The following is a 21,648-nucleotide window of genomic DNA, read 5'->3' on the forward strand; positions in this document are numbered from 1 at the left end:
GACCGCTCACATCTGCGGGCTGCTGCGGTCCGCCGCGATGTCGAACGGCAGCCACAGCACCGGCGGGAGAGCCCCCGGCGCGGCCCCGGTCGTGTGCAGCGCCGCCAACTGCCCCGCCGTGAGCGCCGCCGGGAAGACGCGGACGTCGTCCATCGCGCCGGTCAGCGCGCCGGTGCCGTCGGGTGCGGCGCCGAGGTGGAGGCCGTCGGCGGCGTAGGTGTCGGTGCGGGTGAGGGAGCCGGCCGCCAGCGGGGCGGATGCCAACACCTGCCCGTCCACGGCGAGTTGCAGGCTCCCGGCGCCGCGTACCAGCGCGAGCTCGTGCCATGCCCCGTCCCCGAAGGCGGTCGCCGCCGAGGTGTCGGTCGCGGCGAGCCGGACCTGGCCGGTGTCGGTCTGCGCGACGGCGTAGAGGCGGTCGGCCGAGGGCTGCGCCCGGACCCAGAACTGCCGTGCGTACGTGCCGTATCCGTCCGCCCACAGCAGCACCTGGTCGGCGGTGCCCGCCCGGTAGCGGAACCACGCGGTGACGGTGAGGTCGCCGCCGCCCGCCGTGAGCGAGGCGCTGCGCGGGACGAGCGCGCCGCCCGTACCGCCGAGCAGGAGCGCGCCGCCGCCGGAACGCTGGCCCGCGGCGACATGGGCGCCGCCGGTCAGGTAGGCGTTGTTGCAGCGCGGGGAGAGGTCGGGCGTGGCCGGGGTGGCGTCGGGCAGCGGGCGGGTCGCGGCGGCGGAGTAGGTGTACTTCCCGTCGAAGCTGTAGCGCACCGCGATCCCCGAGCCGGCCCCGAGGCCGCCGCCCGCGTACACGGTGTCGAGTGCGGTCTGGTCCAACGCGCTGCGGTAGAGCCGGAATTCGTCGACGAGCCCGCCGAGGACCTTCGCCCCGTCCGGGCGCGACCCGATGCGCAGGCCGCGGATGCCGTCCGCGCGGGCCGCGGTGAGGGAGCCGGCCAGGCCGGTCGCGCTCGCGGTGAGCGCGGCCGAGTCGTCCACGGTGAGCCGGACCTGGCCGCCGGACCTGCGCAGCACCACCTGGTGCCAACTGCCGTCGCCGAAGCCGGCGGTGGGCGTGGGGTCCTGGACGGCGAGGTAGCGGGCGCCGCTGTCGGTCTGCACCATCGCCGAGAGCCGGTCCGTGCCGGGCTGCGCCTGCACCCACAACTGCGGCTGGTCCGCGCCGAGTCCGTACGCCCACAGCAGCGCCTGGTCGGCACCGCCGGCGGCGGAGCGGTAGGAGAACCACAGGGAGAAGGTGAAGTCGCCGGCGCCGAGGTCGAGTTGCGGTCCGAGCGGCGCTTCGGCGCCGGGGTGCGCGGCGTCCACCCGCAGCGCCTGGCCGCCGGCGGAGGCGACGGCGGTGCCGCGCCCGCCGAGCAGCCACGCGTCCGAGCAGCCCTCGGCCTCGTCGTCGACCCCGGCGACGGTGGCGCGGGCCGCAGGCAGCGGGGTGTCGGTGACCTGGAAGGGCAGCCGGGCGGCGAGCGCGGCGTCGGCGGCGTCGCCGAGCGGGTCGCCGGAGGCGGCGGCACGGCCGAGGCCGGCGGCCTCGGCGGGGCTCAACGCGGCCCGGTAGAGCCGGAATTCGTCGATGGCGCCGGTGAAGGGCTCGGCGGCGGTGTCGCCCTGGCGGCCACCGATGCGTATCCCGTCCGGCCCGGCGGCCACGGGTGCCGCGAGGGGCCCGGCCACCCCGCCGGCGGTGGCGGTGACGGCGTGGGCGGTGCCCTCGTCGACGCCGAGGGTGGCCCGGGAGCCGGCGCGGGTGAGGGTGGCGTGGTGCCACTGGCCGTCGCCGAAGGCGGTCGCGGCCGAGGTGTCGCGGGCCGAGACGTACGCGGCCCCGCCCGCGCCGGCGACGGCGGCGTAGAGGTCGTCGCTGCCGGGCCGGGCGCGCAGCCACACCTGCGGGGCGCCCTTGCCGTAGCCGTACGCCCACAGCAGCGCGCCCACCGGGTCGCCGGGCGCGGCCTGGTAGCGGAACCACAGGGAGTAGGTGACGTCGCCGGCGCCCGGGTCGAGGGCGGCGGTGGGCGGCAGGTCGGCGGCGCCGGATGTGCCGGGGGCGAGGGTGTGGTCGAGGCTGCCGGCCGGTCCGCCGGCGGCGCTGAGCGCGGCGGTGCCGGTGAGGGCGGCGTCGGCGCCCTCGGCGGAGACGTCGGGCGTGCTGGGGGCGGGGGCCGGGGCGCGTGCGGGGTCGAGGTCGGGGCGGGCCGGGATGCCGCAGGGCGCGCCGAGCGCGGATTCGGCGAGGTGGGTGAAGCGGATCTCGTCGGCGGAGCCGGTGGCGCCGCCTTCGTAGAGCAGGCCGATCTCGTCGCTGCGCAGCAGGGCGAGGTCGGAGTAGCCGGCGGGGCCGGTGCTGACCTGGGTGCCGGTGGGCTGCCAGCCGGCGCCGCACGCGGACCACAGCGTCATGCCGGTGCGGCCCGGGCCCGCGGGGGCGGCGAGCAGCAGGTGTTCCGCGCCGTCGGCGGCGGCGCTGTGCAGCCGCAGCAGGGAGCCCTGGACGTCGCCGGCGGAGGGGATCGCGGCGGCGCGGAAGGCGGGCACGGCCGGGACCGCGTCCCCGGCGGGGGTGGCGGCGGTGGCCTCGACGCGGGCGGGTGCGCCGGAGTTGCGGGCGACGAGCCGGACGCCGCCGCCGGCGGTCTCGGCGACGGCGGCCTCGGCGGGCTGGGCGGGCGTGGCGGCGGCGTGCGAGTCGACGGCGCCGGCGACGCGCCAGGTGCCGGAGCCGTCGGGTGCGGGGTCGAGGTAGAGGTAGCCGGCGTAGTCACCGCCGGCGCGGGTGACCTGGTGGGCGCCGACGACCAGCCGTCCGGCGTGCGGCCCCTCGGTGAGCTGGATGCCGTGGCCGGGGCCGGTGGCGAACCAGTCGGAGCCCGCGGCGGTGCCGCGCAGCGTCACGGCGAGGGGTTCGGGGTCGCTCCAGGTGCGGCCGTCGTCGGTGCTGTACTGGCTCCAGGGGGTGCGCGGGTAGGAGGAGTCGGCCGGGTTCGACGTCGAGAGCAGGTAGACGCGTCCGCTCGCGGCGTCGACGACGGGCGCGGCGTTCCCGCGGGTCACCGGCGCGCCGGCTCCGGTGCCGGTGCCGGCGGGCGGCCCGCCGGGACCGTACGAGCCGGGGGCGGTCGCGCCGGCCGGCACGACCTGGACCGGGCCCCAGGTGCGGCCGTCGTCGGTGGAGCGGCGGACGACGAGGTCGGTGTCGCCGCGGTCCCCGCACGAGACCTCCTTGCGCCCCTCGGCGAAGGCCAGCAGCGTCCCGGCGGCGGTACGCACCAGGGCGGGCACCCGGAAGCAGCCGTATCCGGCGGTGCCGGAGGCGAACAGCGCGAGCTGCCCGGCGGTGGAGGCGCTGGTGGACTCCGGGACGCCGCCGGCCTGCGCCGGGGTGCCGGCGAGCGCCGGCAGGACCGCGAGCAGCAGGGCGAGCAGCAGCCGGTGCCGGTGCCGAGGGCGTACGAGTGCGGGCATGCCGGTCCCCCGGGGGTGTGCGTGCAGCCGGATTTCCTACGAGCTCCGGATTACATACCGCACGTACGGCCGCCGGGGGAAGCGGAGGTGGCCGAACCGTCAACTCCGGCCGGCGGACTCACGGCTTCCGGGCGACACCCGCGTACATCGCGACCTCGCTGTCCCGCACCGCGCCTTCCGTGCCGGGCTCGGGGTGCCAGCGGTGCACCAGGACGACGCCCGGTGCGACGAGGTCGAGCCCGTCGAAGTACGGCAGGACGTCCGCGCGGGTGCTGTCGCGCACCGGGATGCCGCTGCGGCGGAACTGCTCGGCCGCCGAACCCGCCTGCACCGGCGCGGAGTCGGAGGTCGCGGTGGTGATGGTGAGCATGCTGCCGGGAGCGAGCCGGTCGAGGTAGCGGCGCACGAGCGCGTACGCCTGCTCCTTGTCGGGCACGAACTGGAGCACGCCGATGAGGGAGAGCGCGACCGGCCGCCCGAGGTCGAGCGTCCCGGTGACCTCGGGCGAGCCGAGCACGGCGGCGGGGTCGGCCATGTCGGCGAGCAGCCATCCGACGCGCCCCTGCGGCGTGCCGGTCAGCCGCGCGGCGGCCTGCGCGAAGACCAGCGGGTCGCGGTCGACGTAGACCACCCGTGCGCCCGGCGTGACCGCCTGCGCGACCTCGTGCACGTTCGGCGAGGTCGGTATGCCGGTGCCGATGTCGAGGAACTGCTCCAGCCCCTGCCGCGCGGCATACCGCACCGCCCGGTGCATGAAGGCCCGGTTCTGCCGCATCGAGGTCCGTAACGCCGGATAGCCGCGCAGCATCTGCTCCGCGGCGGCCCGGTCGGCGGGATGGTTGTCGCTGCCGCCGAGGATGTAGTCGTACACCCGCGCGGAATGCGCCACACCGGTGTCGACCCCGGGCGCCTCCCCACCACGGGCCAAAGCGTCGGACATCCACCGCTCCCTCCGTCACAAGCACGCCCCACCTGACGCACCACCCTACGCGCCCGAACCCCGCCCCCTCACCGCACGACCTGCTCCAGCAGCTCACCGACGAGAGCCGAGTGGTTGGCCTGCACGAAGCAGCGGGCGCCGGCCGGCACATGCCACCCGGCGGCGCGCAGCCGGGCGGGCAACGGGTGGCCGCCGGGCAGGGTGGAGGCGGCGGCGAACATCGTCGCCGCGCCGGCCGGCCAGTCGCGCCCCGGCTCGGCGAGGAGGGTGCGGGGGCGAGTGAGATCGCGGGTGGTGAGGTGACAGGCGACGACCGTGACACCCTGGGCGGCGATGCGGGCCAGCGCCTGCGTGGGGTCACCGTCGGTGGAGTCGCCGTCGCTGACCAGGACGAAGGTCGCGGGCGTGCCGGCGGGGCGGGCGGCGAGTTCGGCGGCGAAACGGTCGGCGGTGCGTTCCATGGCCTTGCGCAGGGGTGTGGCGCCGTAGACGATCTCCTCGACCGCGATCCCGCCGGCGCCCCCGCCGGTGGTGAGCCGGCGCAGCCGCGCCAGCACCTCCTCCAACGGCAAGGTGGTGTCGCCGATCTCGGCGGCGGACTCGAAGACCGCCGCGATCAGCCGCCGCCGGATGTCCTCGACGGTCCGGGCGCCGGACGGTCCGGTCCCGGGCGGCGCGGCGAGTTCTTCGAGCAGGACGCGGGCCTGGTGCAGGTTTCCCCGCAGGGCGAGCAGGTCAGCGCCCTGGGAGCGGGCCATGCGCGCGGAGACCAGCGGGTGTGCGGCGAACGCCCTGGCTCCGGACCCACGGGAGTGCACCATGAGTGCGATCTCCTCCTCGGACGCGTTCGGCAGCAGGTTCGCCAACTGCGCCGCGAGCGCGGGCTCGGCACGCAGCCGCAGGACGAGGTTCCTGATCTGCTCGGGATCGGGGAGCAGCACGCGGGCCAGGCGGTCCCAGCCGTGGCACTGGTGCTCGGTCGCGATCCGGGCCAGTTCGGCGTCCCACTCGGTACCCGGGCCGCCCGGCCCGGACGGCGGCGCGGCGCCGGGTGGTTCCGGGACCGGCTGCTCCTTGGGCTCGCCGCCCGCGCTCTGGACCGCGGCGAGCACGGAGAGCAGATCGCAGACCACGGGGAGCGGGGACGGCCGCGCAAGCCCCTCGGCCAGACCGTCCGCCAAGTGCTGGAGGATGGACCTCCCCCGGCTGCCGAAGAGCACATCGGCCATCTTCCGCGCCGCGCCGACGCCGTTGCCGCCGTCCGCGCCGCGCAGCCCGAAGGCGTACGCGAACACGTCCAGCGATGTCGTCACCCCGGAGGGGTAGGCGGCCGTGAACGCCGCGAGCCCGCGGTCGGTGAGCCGTTCGACCGTCTCCCGCAGCGCGCCGAGTCCGGTCGCCGGCCCCGCGGCGGCGTTCTCCACACTCGCCCTCATCGAACCGGACACGTCGAAGGCGACACCCAGCAGTCCGGCCAGCGGAAGCCTCTCGGGCGTGCTCGTTGCCATACGCTTTCCCTCACATCCCCCGGGCGCCCCGGCCGGCGACGGCCGCCGCGCAGCCTCCCACCGCCGCACAGTCACTCATTCCGCCGCACATGGGGACGTCCATGAACACACCGAAGCGAGCGCTGGACGACGAGCAGCCCTCCGCCGAACGCCCAATGATCCTGGGCTTGTTGATCGACGTCTCGGCCTCCATGCGCACGCTCATCGTCGGACCCGGCGCGAACGGGGGTCAACAGCGCATCGAGAGCGTACGGTCGTCGATGGACACGCTCGTGGACAAAGCGGTGGGTTACTGCACGACCGGGACGGGCGCGGTGATCGCCTCCCGGATCAAGCTCTTCGCTTTCGGATTCGGATTCGGCAATCCGTTGTCCCGCTGGACGGGTTGGAACGGGGCGGAGGTGCAGGACCTGCTCGCGCGGCCCGGCGTCGACGAACCGCTGCTGGGCATTGACCGGTTGGCTCGCGACTGGCCCGAACACCAGCTACACATCAGCTCGTTGGGCTGGCACATGTTCGGCGCGACGCCGCTGCTCGCCGCTTTCGAGGCGGCCCGGGACAGGCTGCACACGGCTCACGCGGCCGAGCCGGCCGCCGACCGGCCTGTGCTGTTCGTCTTCACCGACGGCGAGCCGACCGGTTCGGGGACGCCGGAACAGATCACCGCGGTGGCCAGGGAGTTGGTCGGCGAGGGCGTCCTGGTGATGTGCTGCCTGCTGACCGCGGAACCGCTGGGCACCGAGCGCCGGCTGTACGCGGCGGAGCAGCCGCAGTGGCCGGCCGCCGCCCGGCTGATGTTCGCGTGCGCCTCCGCGCTGGACAACGCCTCGCCGTACGCGGACTACCTCCAGGAGCATCACTGGCAGGCCGACCCGGGCGGCCGGCTCTTTGCCGCGGTCAGCAACTCCGAGGATCTCTCGACATTCCTCAACCTCACCCTCAGCCGACTGCGCCCGCCCGCCGCCGCGAGCCCCACCGCCTCCCCCGTCCCAGCGACACCGCCCGCCGCGCCCGCCGCCGACAACAGCGTCGGAGGCGGCACGTTCTCCGGCCCCGTCATCCAGACCGGCTACGTCGGCTCGGTGTCCATCTACATGACCCCGAGCCAGGAGCTGGGGCAAAGCACCCCGCCCACGGGCGAGTAGGCCCTCCCCGCGCCCGCGTGCGCCCCCTTGTACGCCCGCGTGTGCGCCGTTCACCCCGGCGCGCAGCCCGCTCCCTGCGCTATGGAAAAAGCAAAGCGCGCGTATAGCCTCCGCCAACCCGTAGTTGACGCGCACACGTCAGCCGTATCGTCCTCCCCAGTCACACGGCCCCCACCCGGCAGCCGGGTGACCAAGCGACACGCAAGCCCTCTGCAACACCCCCGACAGGAGGCACCAGTTGCGCCCCATTCCCGCATCGCCCGCCGCTCCCCCGCGCTCGCTGCGCCGCGCCGCCCTCGCGCTCGGCGCGGTCGCCGGCCTGGTGGTGTCCGGCGCCGCGCTCGCCGCGCCCACCGCCGGCGCCGCCACGAGCCCGACGTCCCACCGGCTCACCACCGCGCGCTCCTGCGCGGTGAGCAACAGGCCCGACGTGATGGCCTGTTCCGCGCTGAAGGTCACCGCCGGCGCCGAGACGCTGGCCCACTCGACCGTCCCGGCCGCCGCGGGCGTCAACCCGGCGGCCACGCCGTCCGGTTACGGACCCGCCGACCTGCACAGCGCGTACGCCCTGCCGACGACGGGCGGTTCGGGCGCGACGGTGGCCATCGTCGACGCCTACGACGACCCCAACGCCGAGTCGAACCTGGCGACCTACCGCTCCACCTACGGCCTGAGCGCGTGCACCACCGCCAACGGCTGCTTCAAGAAGGTGGGCCAGAGCGGCACCAGCTCGCTGCCGGCCGCGAACGCCGGCTGGGCCGAGGAGATCTCGCTCGACCTCGACATGGCGAGCGCGATATGCCCGCAGTGCCACATCCTGCTGGTGGAGGCCACCTCCTCCTCGATGGCGAACCTGGGCAAGGCCGTCAACACCGCGGTCTCGCTGGGCGCGAAGTACGTGTCCAACAGCTACGGCGGCAGCGAGTCGTCCTCGGACACCTCCTACGACAGCTCCTACTTCAACCACCCCGGCGTCGCCATCACCGTCAGCTCCGGCGACGACAGCTACGGCGTCGAATACCCGGCGGCCTCGCGGTACGTCACCGCGGTCGGCGGCACCTCGCTGAAGAAGGCCAGCGGCACCACCCGCGGCTGGACCGAGACCGCCTGGACCGGCGCCGGCTCCGGCTGCTCGCGCTACGACGCCAAGCCCACCTGGCAGAAGGACACCGGCTGCACCCGGCGCACCGTCGCGGACGTCTCGGCGGTCGCCGACCCGAACACCGGCGTCGCGGTCTACGACACCTACGGCGGCGACCCGGGCTGGGAGGTCTTCGGCGGCACCAGCGTCTCCTCGCCGATCATCGCCGCGGTGTACGCGCTCGCCGGCACCCCGTCGGCCGGCTCCACCCCGTCGTCGTTCCCGTACGCGCACACCTCGGCGCTGTTCGACATCACCAGCGGCTCCAACGGCTCGTGCGGCGGCTCCTACCTGTGCACCGCCGGCCCCGGCTACGACGGCCCGACCGGTCTCGGCACCCCGAACGGCACCGCCGCCTTCAAGGGCTGACCCACCGCCCGCACCGCACCACCCGCTCCCCCACCGGCCCGCCCCGCGGCAACCCCGCGGCGGCGGGCCGCTGTGCGTGGCCGGCGCGCGCGAGCCGACCCGCCGGGCCGCCCTCCCGAAGCACCCCCACCCGCAGCGCCCCCGACGCGCCCCGCCGAGGCACCCGTCGTCAGCAACTCGCCATCCGTGCGTAAAGCGTTGACAAAGCAACGCCACACGAGCAGCCTGTGTCTCGCAAAAAACGGATAGCCACAGCCATATTTACTCGCTGCCGCCCGCAACTTCGCGGCATGGCCGCGCCTGCCGCCCCACGACGCTGCGCAAATCGCCGCCTACGCGGCCCGCGTTCTCCCCCCACCCGCTCTCTCGTTCCCGGCAGAACAGAGGAGTCCATGAAACGCAAGCAGCTCAGACGCATGATCACCGGTGTGCTGACCGCCGGTCTGGTCGCCTTCGGTCTCACCCCCCTCGCCGGCTCCGCGCACGCCGCCGACCGGCCCGACCTTGCGCTGGGCAAGGCCGCGTCCGCGACCGGGTCCATAGGCGGCTACCCCGTCTCCCACATCACCGACGGCGACCAGGCGTCGTACTGGGAAGGCCCGACGAACGTCTTCCCGCAGAGCGTCCAGGTCGACCTCGGCGGCAGCGCCGCCGTCGACCAGGTCGCGCTCACCCTGCCCGCGTCGTGGGAGGCCCGCACCGAGACGCTGAGCGTCGAGGGCAGCGCCGACGGCAGCAGCTACACCACCCTCGCGCCCTCGCAGCCGCGGCAGTTCAGCCCCGGCGCCGCCGGCAACACCGTGACGCTGAACGTCAGCGCGGCCACCACCCGCTACGTCCGGGTCACCGTCACCGCCAATACCGGCTGGCCCGCGGCCCAGTTGTCCGAGCTCCGGGTCTTCGGCACCGTCGCGACCGACCCCGGCGACCCCGGCGACCCGGGCGACCCCGGCGACCCGGGCGACCCCGGCGACGGCGACGGCGACGGCACCGACCTCGCGCACGGCAAGCCCGCCGAGGCGTCCTCGGCGACGCAGAACTTCGTCGCCGCCAACGCCACCGACGGCCAGGTCGGCAGCTACTGGGAGTCGGCCGGCTTCCCCGCGACCCTCACCGCCGAGCTCGGCGCCGACGCCGACCTCACCTCCGTCGTGGTCAAGCTCAACCCGGACCCGGTGTGGGGCCCGCGCACGCAGAACATCCAGGTGCTCGGCCGCGGCCAGGCCGGCGGCAACTTCACCTCGCTGGCCGCGCCCGCCACATACAGCTTCAGCCCGTCGGGCAACCAGAACTCGGTGCGCATCCCGGTCCACGGCCGGGCCGCCGACGTGCAGTTGGCGTTCGCGAGCAACACCGGCGCGCCCGGCGGCCAGGTCGCCGAGCTCCAGGTGTTCGGCACCCCGGCGCCCAACCCGGACCTCACCGTCACCGCCGTGACCTGGTCGCCGGCCGCGCCGACCGAGACCGACAGCACGACGGTCAGCGCGACCGTGCGCAACGCCGGCACCGCCGCCTCCCCGGCCACCACCGTGAACGTCAGCGTCGGCGGCGTGGTCGCCGGCACGGCCTCGGTCGGCGCCCTCGCGCCCGGTGCGACCCAGACGGTCCCGGTCGGCATCGGCAAGCGCGCAACGGGCAGTTACACCGTCACCGCGGCCGTCGACCCGACCGACGCGGTCATCGAGCTGGACAACGCCAACAACAGCCTGACCCCCGCCGCCAAGCTGGTCGTCGCCCAGGCCCCCGGGCCCGACCTCCAGGTGCTCGGCATCACCGCGAGCCCGGCCAACCCCTCCCCCGGCCAGGCGGTCTCCTTCACCGTCGCGGTCCACAACCGCGGCACCACCGCCACCGGCACGACCACCGTCACCCGCGTCACGGTCGGCTCCACCACCCTCGACACCAGCACCCCGTCGATCGCCGCCGGCGCGACCGACGACCTGCGCGTCCAGGGCACATGGACCGCGACCGACGGCGGCGCCACCATCACCGCGACGGCCGACGCGACGAACACCGTCGCCGAGACCAACGAGGGCAACAACGCCTTCGCCCAGGCCATCGTCGTCGGCCGCGGCGCCGCCGTGCCGTTCACCGAATACGAGGCCGAGGCCGGTACGTACACCGGCACGCTGCTGACCAGCGACCCGGCCCGTACCTTCGGGCACACCAACTTCGCGACCGAGTCCTCGGGCCGCAAGTCGGTGCGGCTGGACTCCACCGGCCAGTACGTGCAGTTCACCTCGACCGTGCCGACCAACTCGCTCGTGGTGCGCAACTCCATCCCGGACGCGCCCGCCGGCGGCGGCACCGAGGCGACCATCAGCCTCTACGTCAACAACACCTTCGTCCGCAAGCTCACCTTCTCCTCCGAGCACAGCTGGCTGTACGGCACCACGGACGACCCCGAGGGCCTGACCAACCGCCCCGGCGGTGACGCCCGGCGGCTCTTCGACGAGTCCAACGCGCTGCTCAACCAGACGTATCCGGCCGGCACCACCTTCAAGTTGCAGCGCGACGCCACCGACACCGCGTCGTACTACGTCATCGACCTGGTCGACCTGGAGCAGGTCGCACCCCCGGCGTCCAAGCCCGCCGAGTGCACCTCGATCACCGACTACGGCGCCGTGCCGGACGACGGGATCGACGACACCTCGGCGATCCAGCGCGCGGTCACCGACGACCAGAACGGCGTCATCAACTGCGTGTGGATCCCGCCGGGCCAGTGGCGCCAGGAGCAGAAGATCCTCACCGACGACCCGCTCAACCGCGGCCAGTACAACCAGGTGGGCATCAGCAACGTCACCATCCGCGGCGCCGGCATGTGGTATTCGCAGCTCTACACGCTGACCCAGCCGCAGGACGCGCACGGCATCAACCACCCGCACGAGGGCAACTTCGGCTTCGACATCGACGGCAACACGCAGATCTCCGACATCGCCATCTTCGGCTCCGGCCGGATCCGCGGCGGCGACGGCAACGCCGAGGGCGGGGTCGGCCTCAACGGCCGCTTCGGCAAGAACACCAAGATCAGCAACGTGTGGATCGAGCACTCCAACGTCGGGGTGTGGGTCGGCCGCGACTACGACAACATCCCCGACCTGTGGGGCCCGGCCGACGGCCTGCAGTTCAGCGGCATGCGCATCCGCGACACCTACGCCGACGGCATCAACCTCACCAACGGCGCCCGCAATTCGACCGTCTTCAACTCCTCCTTCCGCACTACGGGCGACGACTCGCTCGCGGTGTGGGCCAGCCGCTACGTCAAGGACACCTCGGTCGACATCGGCCACGACAACCATTTCGTGAACAACACCGTCCAGCTGCCCTGGCGGGCCAACGGCATCGCCATCTACGGCGGTTACGGCAACACGGTGGAGAACAACCTGGTCTACGACACCATGAACTACCCGGGCATCATGCTGGCGACCGACCACGACCCGCTGCCCTTCTCCGGCACCACGCTGGTCGCCAACAACGCCCTCTACCGCACCGGCGGCGCCTTCTGGGGCGAGCAGCAGAAGTTCGGCGCCATCACGCTCTTCCCGTCCAGCCGCGACATCACCGGCGTCACGATCCGCGACACCGACATCTACGACTCCACCTACGACGGCATCCAGTTCAAGTCCGGCGGCGGCACCATGCCGGGCGTCGTCATCAGCAACGTGAAGATCGACAAGTCCAACAACGGTGCCGGCATCCGCGCGCAGAACGGCGCACGCGGCAGCGCGACACTGTCGAACGTGACGATCACCAACTCGGCGGACGGCAACATCCTGGTCGAGCAGGGCTCGCAGTTCGTCGTCAACGGCGGATAGCGCCCACCGCCGAGCCGTTCCACCGCGGGGTCCCGGGCGCCATGCCCGGGGCCCCGCTCCCGTACGCCCGAGGCCGGATGCCGCCGGATGCCGCCGGACGGGGGCGGACGGAGGCGGTCGCGGCGCGGGAGCCGGCGGCGGGGCGCGGCCGGCGGGATCATCGCGGGGACGGGCAAGGGCGCGCGGCGGAGAGGGCGGCGGCAGTGGCGGCGAGGGCCGAAGTGGACGTGGTGGTCGTCGGGGCGGGCCTGGCCGGGCTGGCGTGCGCGCAGGACCTGACGGCGGCGGGGCTGCGGGTACGGGTGCTGGAGGCGTCCGACGGCGTCGGCGGCCGGATGCGCACCGACCTGCGCGACGGTTTCCGCTGTGACCGCGGCTTCCAGGTCGTCAACACCTCCTACCCGCAGCTGCGCCGCCGCGTCCAGCTCAGCGAGCTGTACGCGCGGCCCTTCAGCCCCGGCGTCCTGGTGCACACCCCGCAGGGCAGACGGCGGTTCGCCGACCCCACCCGGGCCCCGCGGCAGGCCCGCGACCTGCTGCCCGGCCGGCTCGGATCGCTGCGGGACGTCTCGACGCTGGTGATGCTGAGCGGCCGTGACCTGCTCACCCCGCCGCGGGCGCTCAAGCGCGCCCCGGAGCGTACGACCAGGACCGCGCTCGCCGACGCCGCGATCGGCGAGGAACTGGTGGAGCGGCTGTTCCGGCCGTTCCTTTCCGGGGTCTTCCTGGAGGACGAGCTGGAGACCTCCAGCCGCTTCTTCCACCTGGTGTGGCGCTCGATGATGCGCGGCACGCTGTGCCTGCCGGCCCGCGGCGCCGGCGCCGTCCCCGAGCAGCTGGCCGGGGCGCTGCCCGAGGGGACCGTACGGCTCGGCACCCCCGTGGAGCGGGTCATCGGCGCCGGGGTGCTGACGGCGTACGGCGAGGAGCAGCCGGCCCGCGTCGTGGTCGTCGCGACCGCGCCCCGCACCGCGGCGCAGCTGCTGCCGGGCCTCGCCGTGCCGGCCGTCCGCGCCGTCACCACGTACTACCACGCGGCGCCCGCCTCGCCGCTGGCCGAGCCGACGCTGCTGGTCGACAGCGAGCGGCGCATCCTGGACACGGTCGTCCTCAGCGAGGTGTGCCCGTCGTACGCGCCGCGGGGGCGGGCGCTGGTGTCCACGTCGGTGCTGGGCGCGGACGAGTCGCCGGCGCGGGAGGCGCGGGTGCGCGAGGTGCTGGCCGAGGTCTACGGGACGGACACCGGCGGCTGGGAGACGGTGGCGGTCTACCCGGTCGCCGAGGCGCTGCCCGCGATGCCGCCGCCATGGCCGCTCAGCCGCACCACCCGGCACGCCCCCGGCGTCTATGTGTGCGGCGACTTCCGGGCCACCGGTTCGCAGCAGGGCGCTCTCGCCTCCGGCGCGCGGGCCGCCCGCGAGGTGCTCGCCGACCGGCGGGCCGGGAAGTGGCCGGTACGGTAGCCGCCGTCCGCGCCGCAGTACCCCGGCGTACCCCGGCCCGTACACCCGCCCGTACGCCCGGACGGGCGACCGCCGAGGAAGGGCGCGGCGCCGGGTGGGCTACCTCCGAGGGAGGCCGCGGCCCCGGGTGGGCGACCGCCGGGCCGCCGACGTGCGGAAAACCGTTTGTCCGGTCCGCGGCGTTCGGGGACCATGCACCCCCGTGGCCGACGACAATCCCGCCCCGCCCTCCGGCGGGCCCCGCAAGCGCGCCGCCCGCGCGCTGCTGCCCGACCTGACCCCCTGGCGCACCTCGCGCGACTTCCGGCTGATGTGGATGGCCGGCGTCATCACCACCTTCGGCAGCTTCCTGACCCTGGTCGCGCTGCCGGTGCAGCTCAAGGAGCTGACCGGCTCGGCCGCCGCGGTCGGCGCGATCGGCGCGGTGGAGCTCGTGCCGCTCATCGTCTTCGGACTGTACGGCGGGGCGCTCGCCGACGCGATGGACCGCAAGCTGCTGATCAACGCCACCGAGGCCGCCCAGGGACTGCTCGCGCTGGCGCTGCTGGCCAACACGCTGCTGCCGCACCCCGCGGTGTGGCTGCTCTATGTGGTGGCCGCGCTGTCCAGCGCCCTGACCGGGCTTCAGCGGCCTGCGCTGGATGCGATCGTGCAGCGCATCGTGCCGCGCGACCAGCTCGCCGCCGCCGCGTCGCTCAACGCCCTGCGCTACCAGTTCGGCGCGATCGCCGGCCCCTCGCTCGCCGGCCTGGTCATCGCGTGGGCGGGCGCGGGCTGGGCGTACGGCGCGGACGCGGTGACGTTCGCCGTCTCGCTGTGCCTCGGCCTCGGCCTGCGCCGCTCGCCCGCCGCGCACGACGCGGCCCCGCCGTCCCTGCGCGGCATCGCGGAGGGCGCGCGGTACGCCTGGGGCCGCAAGGAGCTGCTGGGCACGTACGCGATCGACCTGGCCGCGATGTTCTTCGCGTACCCGGCGGCGATCTACCCCTTCCTCGCCGACGACCTGCACGCCCGCTGGTCGCTGGGCCTGATGTACGCGGCGGGCTCGGTGGGCTCGCTGCTGGTGAGCCTCACCAGCGGCTGGGCGGCGCGGGTGCACCGGCACGGCGTGATGGTGGTGCTGGCGGCGGCCGGCTGGGGCGCGGCGATGACCTGCGCGGGCCTGGTCGGCAGCATCTGGCTGGTGCTGCTGTGCCTGACCGCGGCGGGCGGCCTGGACATGGTCAGCGCGCTCGGCCGCTCCACGATGTGGAACCAGACCATCCCGGACGCGCTGCGCGGGCGGCTGGCCGGCATCGAGCTGCTCTCCTACTCCTGCGGCCCGCAGCTCGGCCAGGTCCGCTCCGGCGCGGTGGCCGCCCTGACCTCGGCCCGCACCTCGGTGTGGTCCGGCGGCGCGGCCTGCGTCGCGGCGGTGGGCCTGCTGGCCGCGTGCCTGCCCGCCCTCACCCGCTACGACGCCCGCCGCACCGGCGCCGAGCCCGCCCCCGCCGCGGTCCCGGAGCAGGCCCCGGCGGCGTGAGCGGCGGCCGGAGACGCCCCGGCCCGGCGTCCCGCGGGGGCGGGCGCCGGGCCGGGGCTCGGGGTCAGAAGGCGAAGGGGCCGGCGGGGTCAGAGGTCAGCGGACCACCGCCCAGGGGCCGTTCGGGTCGCCCGGGGCCTGGTTGCGGGTGTACCACTTCGCCTTGTACGTCGTGCCGTGGTAGGTCGCGGTGTCGCCGGACTGGAAGATGCGGGACGCGGTCCAGACGGCGGTGCCGTCGGGGGATGTCGCGATCTCCTGCCACGGGCCGTCGGGGTCGCCGGGCCGCTGGCCCTGCGTCCACCAGGAGGCCAGGTAGAGGCGGCCCTGGTAGCTCACGGTCCGCCCGGTGGTGTAGACGGCCGCCGCCGCCCACGCCGCCGGGGCGGGCAGCAGCAGCTCGCGGGGCTGCTCGGCGTTGCCGGCCGTGTCGGTGGAGCGGTACGCGACGCTCTGGTCCGTACCGGCGGGCGGCACCGTGAAGGGCCCGGTGTAGCGGGTCCAGCCGGCGTCCCCGACGCGGTATTCGGTGCTCGCGACGCCGGAGGTGGCGTCGGCCGCGGTGAGGGTGACGGTCGCGGGCGCGGTGCCGGTGGCGCCGGCCTTGACGGCGGCCGTGGTGGCCGGGGCGGTGCGGTCGGCCCTGACGACGATCTGCTTGCCGGTGGCGTTCCCGGCCCGGTCGGTCGCCCGGACGTCGTACGTCCACGTGCCGTCGCCGGGGGTGAGCGGGCCCTGGTAGGGCGCCCACGTACCGCCGTTCACCCGGTAGGTGACGGCCGGCGGCACACCCTCGTCGTCCGTCGCCGCCGCGGTGAGCGACGGCGCGGTGACGTACCAGCCGGCGCGGCCGTCGGGGGCGGCCGGGTCCAGGGTGAGGGTGAGGTCCGGGGCGGTGGTGTCCGGGGTGCCGACGACGGCGACGGTCGCCGGCCGGGTGGCGGTGAAGCCCCACTGGTCGGTGGCCGTCACGGTGACCGGGTAGCGGGCCGGCACCCACGCGTTGACGCCGGCCAGGTCGACGTCCACCGCGCCCGGCACGTCCAGGACCGGCTCCAGGCGCGCCAGCACCGCCGGTTCGTCGACGGTGTCGCCGACGGCGAAGGTCGCGGTGTCCGCCGACAGCGTCAGGCCCGGCACCGGCGCGACCCGTACCGTCACTGCGACGGCGTGCGAGACGTAGCGGCCACTGGTCGCGGTGAGCAGCGCGGTGTACCAGCCGGGCGTGCCGAAGTCGACGTCCGTCAGGTCCGCGTCGATCACCGCGCCGGCCGGGTCCGCGCTCGCGCCGGCCGCGGTGAGGAAGGCCGCGGTGCCGGCGGGGCCGTGGCCCACCTGGTAGGCGAGGGTGCGCTGGGCGACCGTCACGACGGGCAGCTCGGCCGGCGGGGCGGTCGTGCCGTCGCCGAGGGTGAAGGTGGTGACGGCGGCGGCGTGGTCACTCGCCCACGAGTTGTCCGCGACGTCGTCGGGCGAGGGCCAGCCGACGGTGAGCGCGTGCGCCTCCTCGACGTGGACGCCGTCGCCGGCGTAGTAGACGTAGTCGATACGGTCCTGCGGCTCGTCCTTGCCGCCCGCGTGCACGGGGGTGACCGGCGACCAGGTCGTGCCGGGGTCGGCGGCCGGGTCGGGGTTGGCGACCCGGTAGGAGTCGGTCAGTCCCGCGCCGGCCAGGACGTCGGGCACGGGCCAGTCGACGGCGCCGGCGCCGCAGTGGGCGTCCGAGGTGCCGGCGGTCCAGTCGGCGGCGGAGGGCGAGGCGAGGTCGCCGAGCAGCAGCACGGGCGCGTCGCCGGCGAGGTCGCCGGCCATCTCCTGCGCGATCGCCTCGGCCTGGGCGTGACGGGTGGTGGTCCGCTCGTGCGCGGCGAGGTCGGTGGCGCCGTCGAAGCACGCGCGGTAGGGCCCGTAGTCGGCCTCGTCGAGGTGCGCGTCCCACACCCGCACCGGCGTCCCGTCGACGTCGAGGGTGACGGCGGCGGCCGGCGCGGTGCCGGTCGGGGCGATCCGGCCGGCGCCGGCGATGGGGTAGGCGGAGACGACGCCGAGGTCGCCGGCGGCGTAGGCGTGCCAGCCGAGGGCGGCGCCGACCTTCGTGGCCATGGTGCCGCCGCCGTCCTGGAAGGCCACCACGCCGATGCCCTGGGTGGCGATGACGGCGACGTTCTTGGCGACGGCGTCGGTGACGTGGGCGCCGCCGTCCCAGGCGTTCCACGACGCGCTCTGCAGTTGCGGTGCCGCGCCGGCCGCGGCGACCGGGACCTGCACGAGGATCTGCGCGGTCGTGCTGCCGTCGGTGGCGGAGACGGTGATCGCGCCGTCGTCCTGCGGCAGTTCGGCGGGGGCGGTGCCGGTGACGACGCCGTCCGCGGTGACGTCGAGCCAGCTGTCGCCGCCGGCCTTGGTGAAGGTGACGGGCACCTTGCCCTGGGCGACCCAGCCGGTGCTCCACAGCCCGGCGAGCGGCTGGTGGACGGCGCCGGAGACCGGCACGGCCGGCAGGTGGAAGGTGTCGGTCATGAAGCCCGCGGTGCCGAGCGGCCCGAGCTTGGTCACCGACACGTCGTCGAAGGACACGGCGGCGGAGTCCGCGGTGAGCCCGGTGACGCCGGTCGCGGTGCGCGGCACGCCGACGCCGGCGAGCACGAGGGCGCCGTTCACGTACAGGCTCGCGAGCGTGCCGTGCACCTCCAGCGCGAGGTCCACGTCCTTGCCGGTGCCGAGGTCGGAGGTGTACGGGGCGCTCTTCAGCACCGCGGTCGAGGTCGGGCCCACCGTCATGGCGCGCACCCCGTCGGCGGCGGTGGTGCCGGTGCGCAGCGCGAACACCGGGTAGGGGCGCACCCCGTCGGGCGAGGCGTCGGCGACCAGGCCGAGCCAGGGGTCGGTGGGGGTCAGGGCGCTGTCGAAGCGGGCGGTGGCCTTGAGCAGGTAGTCGTCCAGGTGCGGGCCGAAGGTGAGGACGGGCTGGTCGCCGGCGGCGGGCGAGTCGCCGGTGAGCCGGCCGCCGGTGACCTGCCAGGGCGCCGAGCCCGCGGCCTGGTTCCAGCAGTCCGCGGCGTGCGGGTCGGCGAAGTCCTCGTCGAGCACGACGGTGCCGGTGGCGGCACCCGCGGCGTCCGCGAGGCTCTTGTCGTAGCCGGTGCAGTCGGGTGCGCCGGCGGGCGGCGCGGTGTTCTGCGCGACGAACGCGGCGATCTGGCCGGCGCTCAGCACGCTGTCCCACACGTGCGCGGTGGCGATGCTCACCGGCGAGGGCGTCTCGATGCCGCCGCTGCCGGCCGAGTCGGCGCCCAGCGTCCAGTTCTGCGCGCCGGCTGCGGGGGCGGTGAGCGCGCCGGCGGCGGCCGTGGTGGAGGCGAGGTCGCCGTCGACGTACAGCCGTACGTTCTGGCCGTCCCAGGTGGCGACGGCGTCGTACCAGATGCCGGGGACGATCGGGGCGTGGGTGTACTTGTAGCCGCCGACGTTGACGGAGAAGGCGAGCTGGCCGCTGTCGATCTGCAGGTCGGCGCCGCCGGACTGGGCGTTGGAGCAGATCGCCCGCTGGCCGGTGGCGGGGATCGCCGCGCCGTTCCAGCGGAAGCGGCACTCGACGGAGAAGCCGCCGGTGAGCTTGCTCCACTGGGCGGCGAAGGGGTAGGTGTACGCGTCCGCGGTGCCGTTGAAGGTCGCGGCCTTGGTGCGCAGGGTGTGGTCGCGGGTGATCTGCGGGGCGCCCTTGGTGGTCGCGGCGAGGTTCTGGGCGCGGTCGGCGGGGGTGCCGGCGGCGAAGTCGACGTCCAGGACGGAGGCGTCGGGGACGGTGCCGGCGGCGGTGGTCGTGGGTGCTGCGGCCGGGGCCGGTGAGGCCGCCGCCGTGCCGGTGGCGAGCGGCGCGCCCAGGACGGCGAGGGCGGCAGCGGCGGCCACCGCGAGTCGGGTGGTGAGTCTCATGTCGTCGTTCCTCGGGCTTCCTCAGACCGTCGCGACGCGGCCGGCGTAGCGCTGCGTCCAGCCGGTTCCGGTGTCGGCGGTGATGACCACGTCGTAGTGGCCCTGCTGGGTCGGCCAGTCGACGGTGACGGCGGCGCCGCCGGCGACGGTGACGCTCTGCTTGCCGCCGAGGTAGTCGTGGGCGGTGAGCGTGTAGCGGACCGCGCGGGTGCCGTCGTTGCGCAGGGTGAGCCGCACCTCTGCGTCGGCGCCGGCGACGAGGTCGGCCTCGACGCGCGGGACGCCGAGGTTCTTCTGCCCGGCGGGCACGACCTGGCCGGCGAAGGAGCGCAGGAAGCCGTCCGGGCCGTAGACGGAGAAGGCGTACTTGCCGTCGGTCTTCTTCACGTCCCAGGTGTGCTGCCGCGGCGCCGGAGCCGACACGGTGTAGGGGGTGTTGCTGAACGGCAGGTACTTGTCGGGGAAGACCTGGAGGCTCACCGCCTTGCCGTCGGGGCCGCCGGTGAGGGTCAGGGACGCGGTGACGGTGCCGGCCGAGCGGTTCTCGGTGAGCGTGGCGTGCGGGTGGAAGGAGAGCCCGCGCGGCGTCATCCGGTCGGCCGACAGCGGCGGCGGGGTGCCGTCGACCGGGTCGGCGATCGCGGCCGGGCCCGGCTGCGGGTGGGCGAAGTCGATCGCGCTGGTCAGGTCGCCGGCGATGGAGCGGCGCCAGTCGGTGATGTTGGGGCAGGTGAAGGGCTTGCCGAGGAAGGCCGCCCAGGTCTCCAGGAACTTCACCGTCGAGGTGTGGTCGAAGACCTCGGAGGCGACGTATCCGCCGCGCGTCCACGGCGAGACCAGCAGCATCGGCACCCGGGGACCGAAGCCGTACGGTGTGCTGCCGGAGAACTCGCCGGGCGTGCCCGGCTCGGGGCGCGGCGGCAGGACGTGGTCGAACTTCCCGTCGTTCTCGTCGTAGGTGATGACGACCAGGGTGTGGTTCCAGATGTCGGGGTTGGACTGGAGGGTCGTCAGGACCTTGTTCATGTAGCGCTCGCCGTGCACGGTGTCGAAGCCGGGGTGCTCGCTCCACGCCGCGGGCATCACGACCCAGGAGACCTCGGGCAGCGGGTGCTCGGCGCCGGGCGCGCAGGCCGCGACGAGGTCGCGCAGCACCGCGTCGAGGTTGGCCTCGGAGTCGTCGTCGGGGGTGGTGGCGCCGGCGTAGACGAAGGAGTTGGCACGCCAGATCCTGCCCGTGCCCTCGGCGGTGTCCGCGGGCGGCGCGGTGCGCGGGTCGAAGGCTTTGAAGCTGTTGGTGACGTTGCAGCCGTAGTCGCCGGTGAAGCCGCTCTGCAGGCTGCCGGTGACGCCGTTGCCGCTGTTGTCGGAGTAGACCCGCCAGCCGATGCCGGCCTGCTGGAGCTGCTCGGGGACGGTGAGCCAGGAGCGGCTGTAGTCGTTCTGCCCGGCGTTGGTGGTCTCGCCGTTGGACGTGCCGGTCATCAGGTAGTAGCGGTTGGGGATCGTCGGGCCGTGCAGCGAGCAGAAGTTCATGTCGCAGACGGTGTACTGGGAGGCGAGCGAGTACATCCACGGCATGTGGTCGGGGGTGTAGTACCACATGCAGTTGGCGCCCTTGTCCGGCACCCAGGTGTTCCAGCGACCGCCGTTGGCGCCGTAGAAGTTGTGGTTGTCGCCCCAGGTGGCGGTGGAGGCGGCGGGCTCGACGATGGTGCCGTCGCTGTCGCGCTGCTGGAAGACGGTGGTGCCGTCCTGGAAGGTCAGCACCTGCTTGTCGTCGTGGCCGCGCACGCCCGGCAGCTGGCCGAGGTAGTGGTCGAAGGAGCGGTTCTCCTGCATGAGGATCACGACATGCCTGAGGTCGGACATGTCGCCGTGGAAGCCCTGCGGCAGGACGTAGCCGGCCGGTGCGGGGGCGGCGGGGCCGGCGGCCGGGCCGGCTGCTGCCGCGCCGGGGGCCTCGGCGAGGGAGCCGGCGGTGATGACGCCGAGCGCGGCGGCGGCGGTCTGCAGGGCGCGGCGCCGGGTGACGCCGGGCTCGCCGCCGGGGGTGCCGGCGGCCGGGGGCTGGGGTGTGCTGGGCGGCATAGGGACACTTTCGGGGAGAAGGGCTCGGGCAGCGGCGGTGCGCCGGACCGGCGGGGGGGCGGGGGGGGGGGGGCCCCCCGGGGGGGGGGGGGGGGGGGGGGGGGGGGGGGGGGGCCCCCCCCCCCCCCCCCCACCCCCCGCCGCCCCCCCCCCCCGCCGGGGGGCCGCGACCACGGGAGCCAGGTCTCCTGGAGCACGTCCTCGGTGTCCGAGACGGAGCCGAGCATGTTGTAGACCC

Annotated in this window: 10 protein-coding genes; 5 read left to right on the plus strand and 5 right to left on the minus strand. The window is 74.9% G+C overall.

Translation table 11 applies throughout. From position 1 onward, the window contains the following. Positions 1-6: 6 nt before the first annotated feature. The 3 genes from HCN08_RS36220 to HCN08_RS36225 all read right to left on the minus strand — a co-directional run bounded on the left by HCN08_RS36220 (position 7) and on the right by HCN08_RS36225 (position 5,928). The gene (locus HCN08_RS36220; protein ID WP_167984243.1) at positions 7-3,480 is read right to left on the minus strand and encodes a LamG-like jellyroll fold domain-containing protein; all 3,474 of its coding nucleotides are present in this window, start codon (positions 3,478-3,480) and stop codon (positions 7-9) included. 118 nt (positions 3,481-3,598) lie between these two features. Further along, complete coding sequence (locus HCN08_RS18575) at positions 3,599-4,420, minus strand: SAM-dependent methyltransferase (protein ID WP_167984244.1); 822 nt, start codon at positions 4,418-4,420, stop codon at positions 3,599-3,601. Positions 4,421-4,488: 68 nt separating this feature from the next. Next, entirely contained in the window at positions 4,489-5,928 is a 1,440-nt protein-coding gene (locus HCN08_RS36225; protein WP_167984245.1) for a VWA domain-containing protein, read from the minus strand. A 101-nt stretch (positions 5,929-6,029) separates the two neighbouring features. Here HCN08_RS36225 and HCN08_RS18585 point away from each other — a divergent pair, with 101 nt between their 5' ends. The 5 genes from HCN08_RS18585 (at position 6,030) to HCN08_RS18605 (ending at position 15,383) form a co-directional block, all read left to right on the plus strand. Next, on the plus strand, positions 6,030-7,073 hold the full coding sequence (locus HCN08_RS18585; RefSeq protein WP_167984246.1) for a vWA domain-containing protein: 1,044 nt from the start codon (positions 6,030-6,032) through the stop codon (positions 7,071-7,073). A 238-nt stretch (positions 7,074-7,311) separates the two neighbouring features. Continuing rightward, the gene (locus HCN08_RS18590; protein WP_206318939.1) at positions 7,312-8,583 is read left to right on the plus strand and encodes a S53 family peptidase; all 1,272 of its coding nucleotides are present in this window, start codon (positions 7,312-7,314) and stop codon (positions 8,581-8,583) included. Between the two features lie 392 nt (positions 8,584-8,975). Continuing rightward, a complete protein-coding gene (locus tag HCN08_RS18595; protein WP_167984247.1) occupies positions 8,976-12,398 on the plus strand; it encodes a CARDB domain-containing protein in 3,423 nt (1,140 codons plus the stop codon). 203 nt (positions 12,399-12,601) lie between these two features. After that, a complete protein-coding gene (locus HCN08_RS18600) occupies positions 12,602-13,861 on the plus strand; it encodes an NAD(P)/FAD-dependent oxidoreductase (protein ID WP_322974532.1) in 1,260 nt (419 codons plus the stop codon). Positions 13,862-14,063: 202 nt separating this feature from the next. Further along, positions 14,064-15,383 (plus strand): MFS transporter, encoded by a 1,320-nt coding sequence (locus HCN08_RS18605; RefSeq protein WP_322974533.1) that lies wholly within the window; start codon positions 14,064-14,066, stop codon positions 15,381-15,383. A gap of 96 nt (positions 15,384-15,479) precedes the next feature. Here HCN08_RS18605 and HCN08_RS18610 read toward each other — a convergent pair whose 3' ends face one another. Further along, entirely contained in the window at positions 15,480-19,319 is a 3,840-nt protein-coding gene (locus HCN08_RS18610) for an OmpL47-type beta-barrel domain-containing protein (RefSeq protein WP_167984250.1), read from the minus strand. Positions 19,320-19,340: 21 nt separating this feature from the next. Continuing rightward, positions 19,341-21,410, minus strand: a complete 2,070-nt coding sequence (locus HCN08_RS18615; protein WP_167984251.1) for an alkaline phosphatase family protein — start codon at positions 21,408-21,410, stop codon at positions 19,341-19,343. Between the last annotated feature and the right edge of the window lie 238 nt (positions 21,411-21,648).

The sequence above is a fragment of the Actinacidiphila epipremni genome, from assembly GCF_012034175.1.
Classification (GTDB): Bacteria; Actinomycetota; Actinomycetes; order Streptomycetales; family Streptomycetaceae; genus Actinacidiphila; species Actinacidiphila epipremni.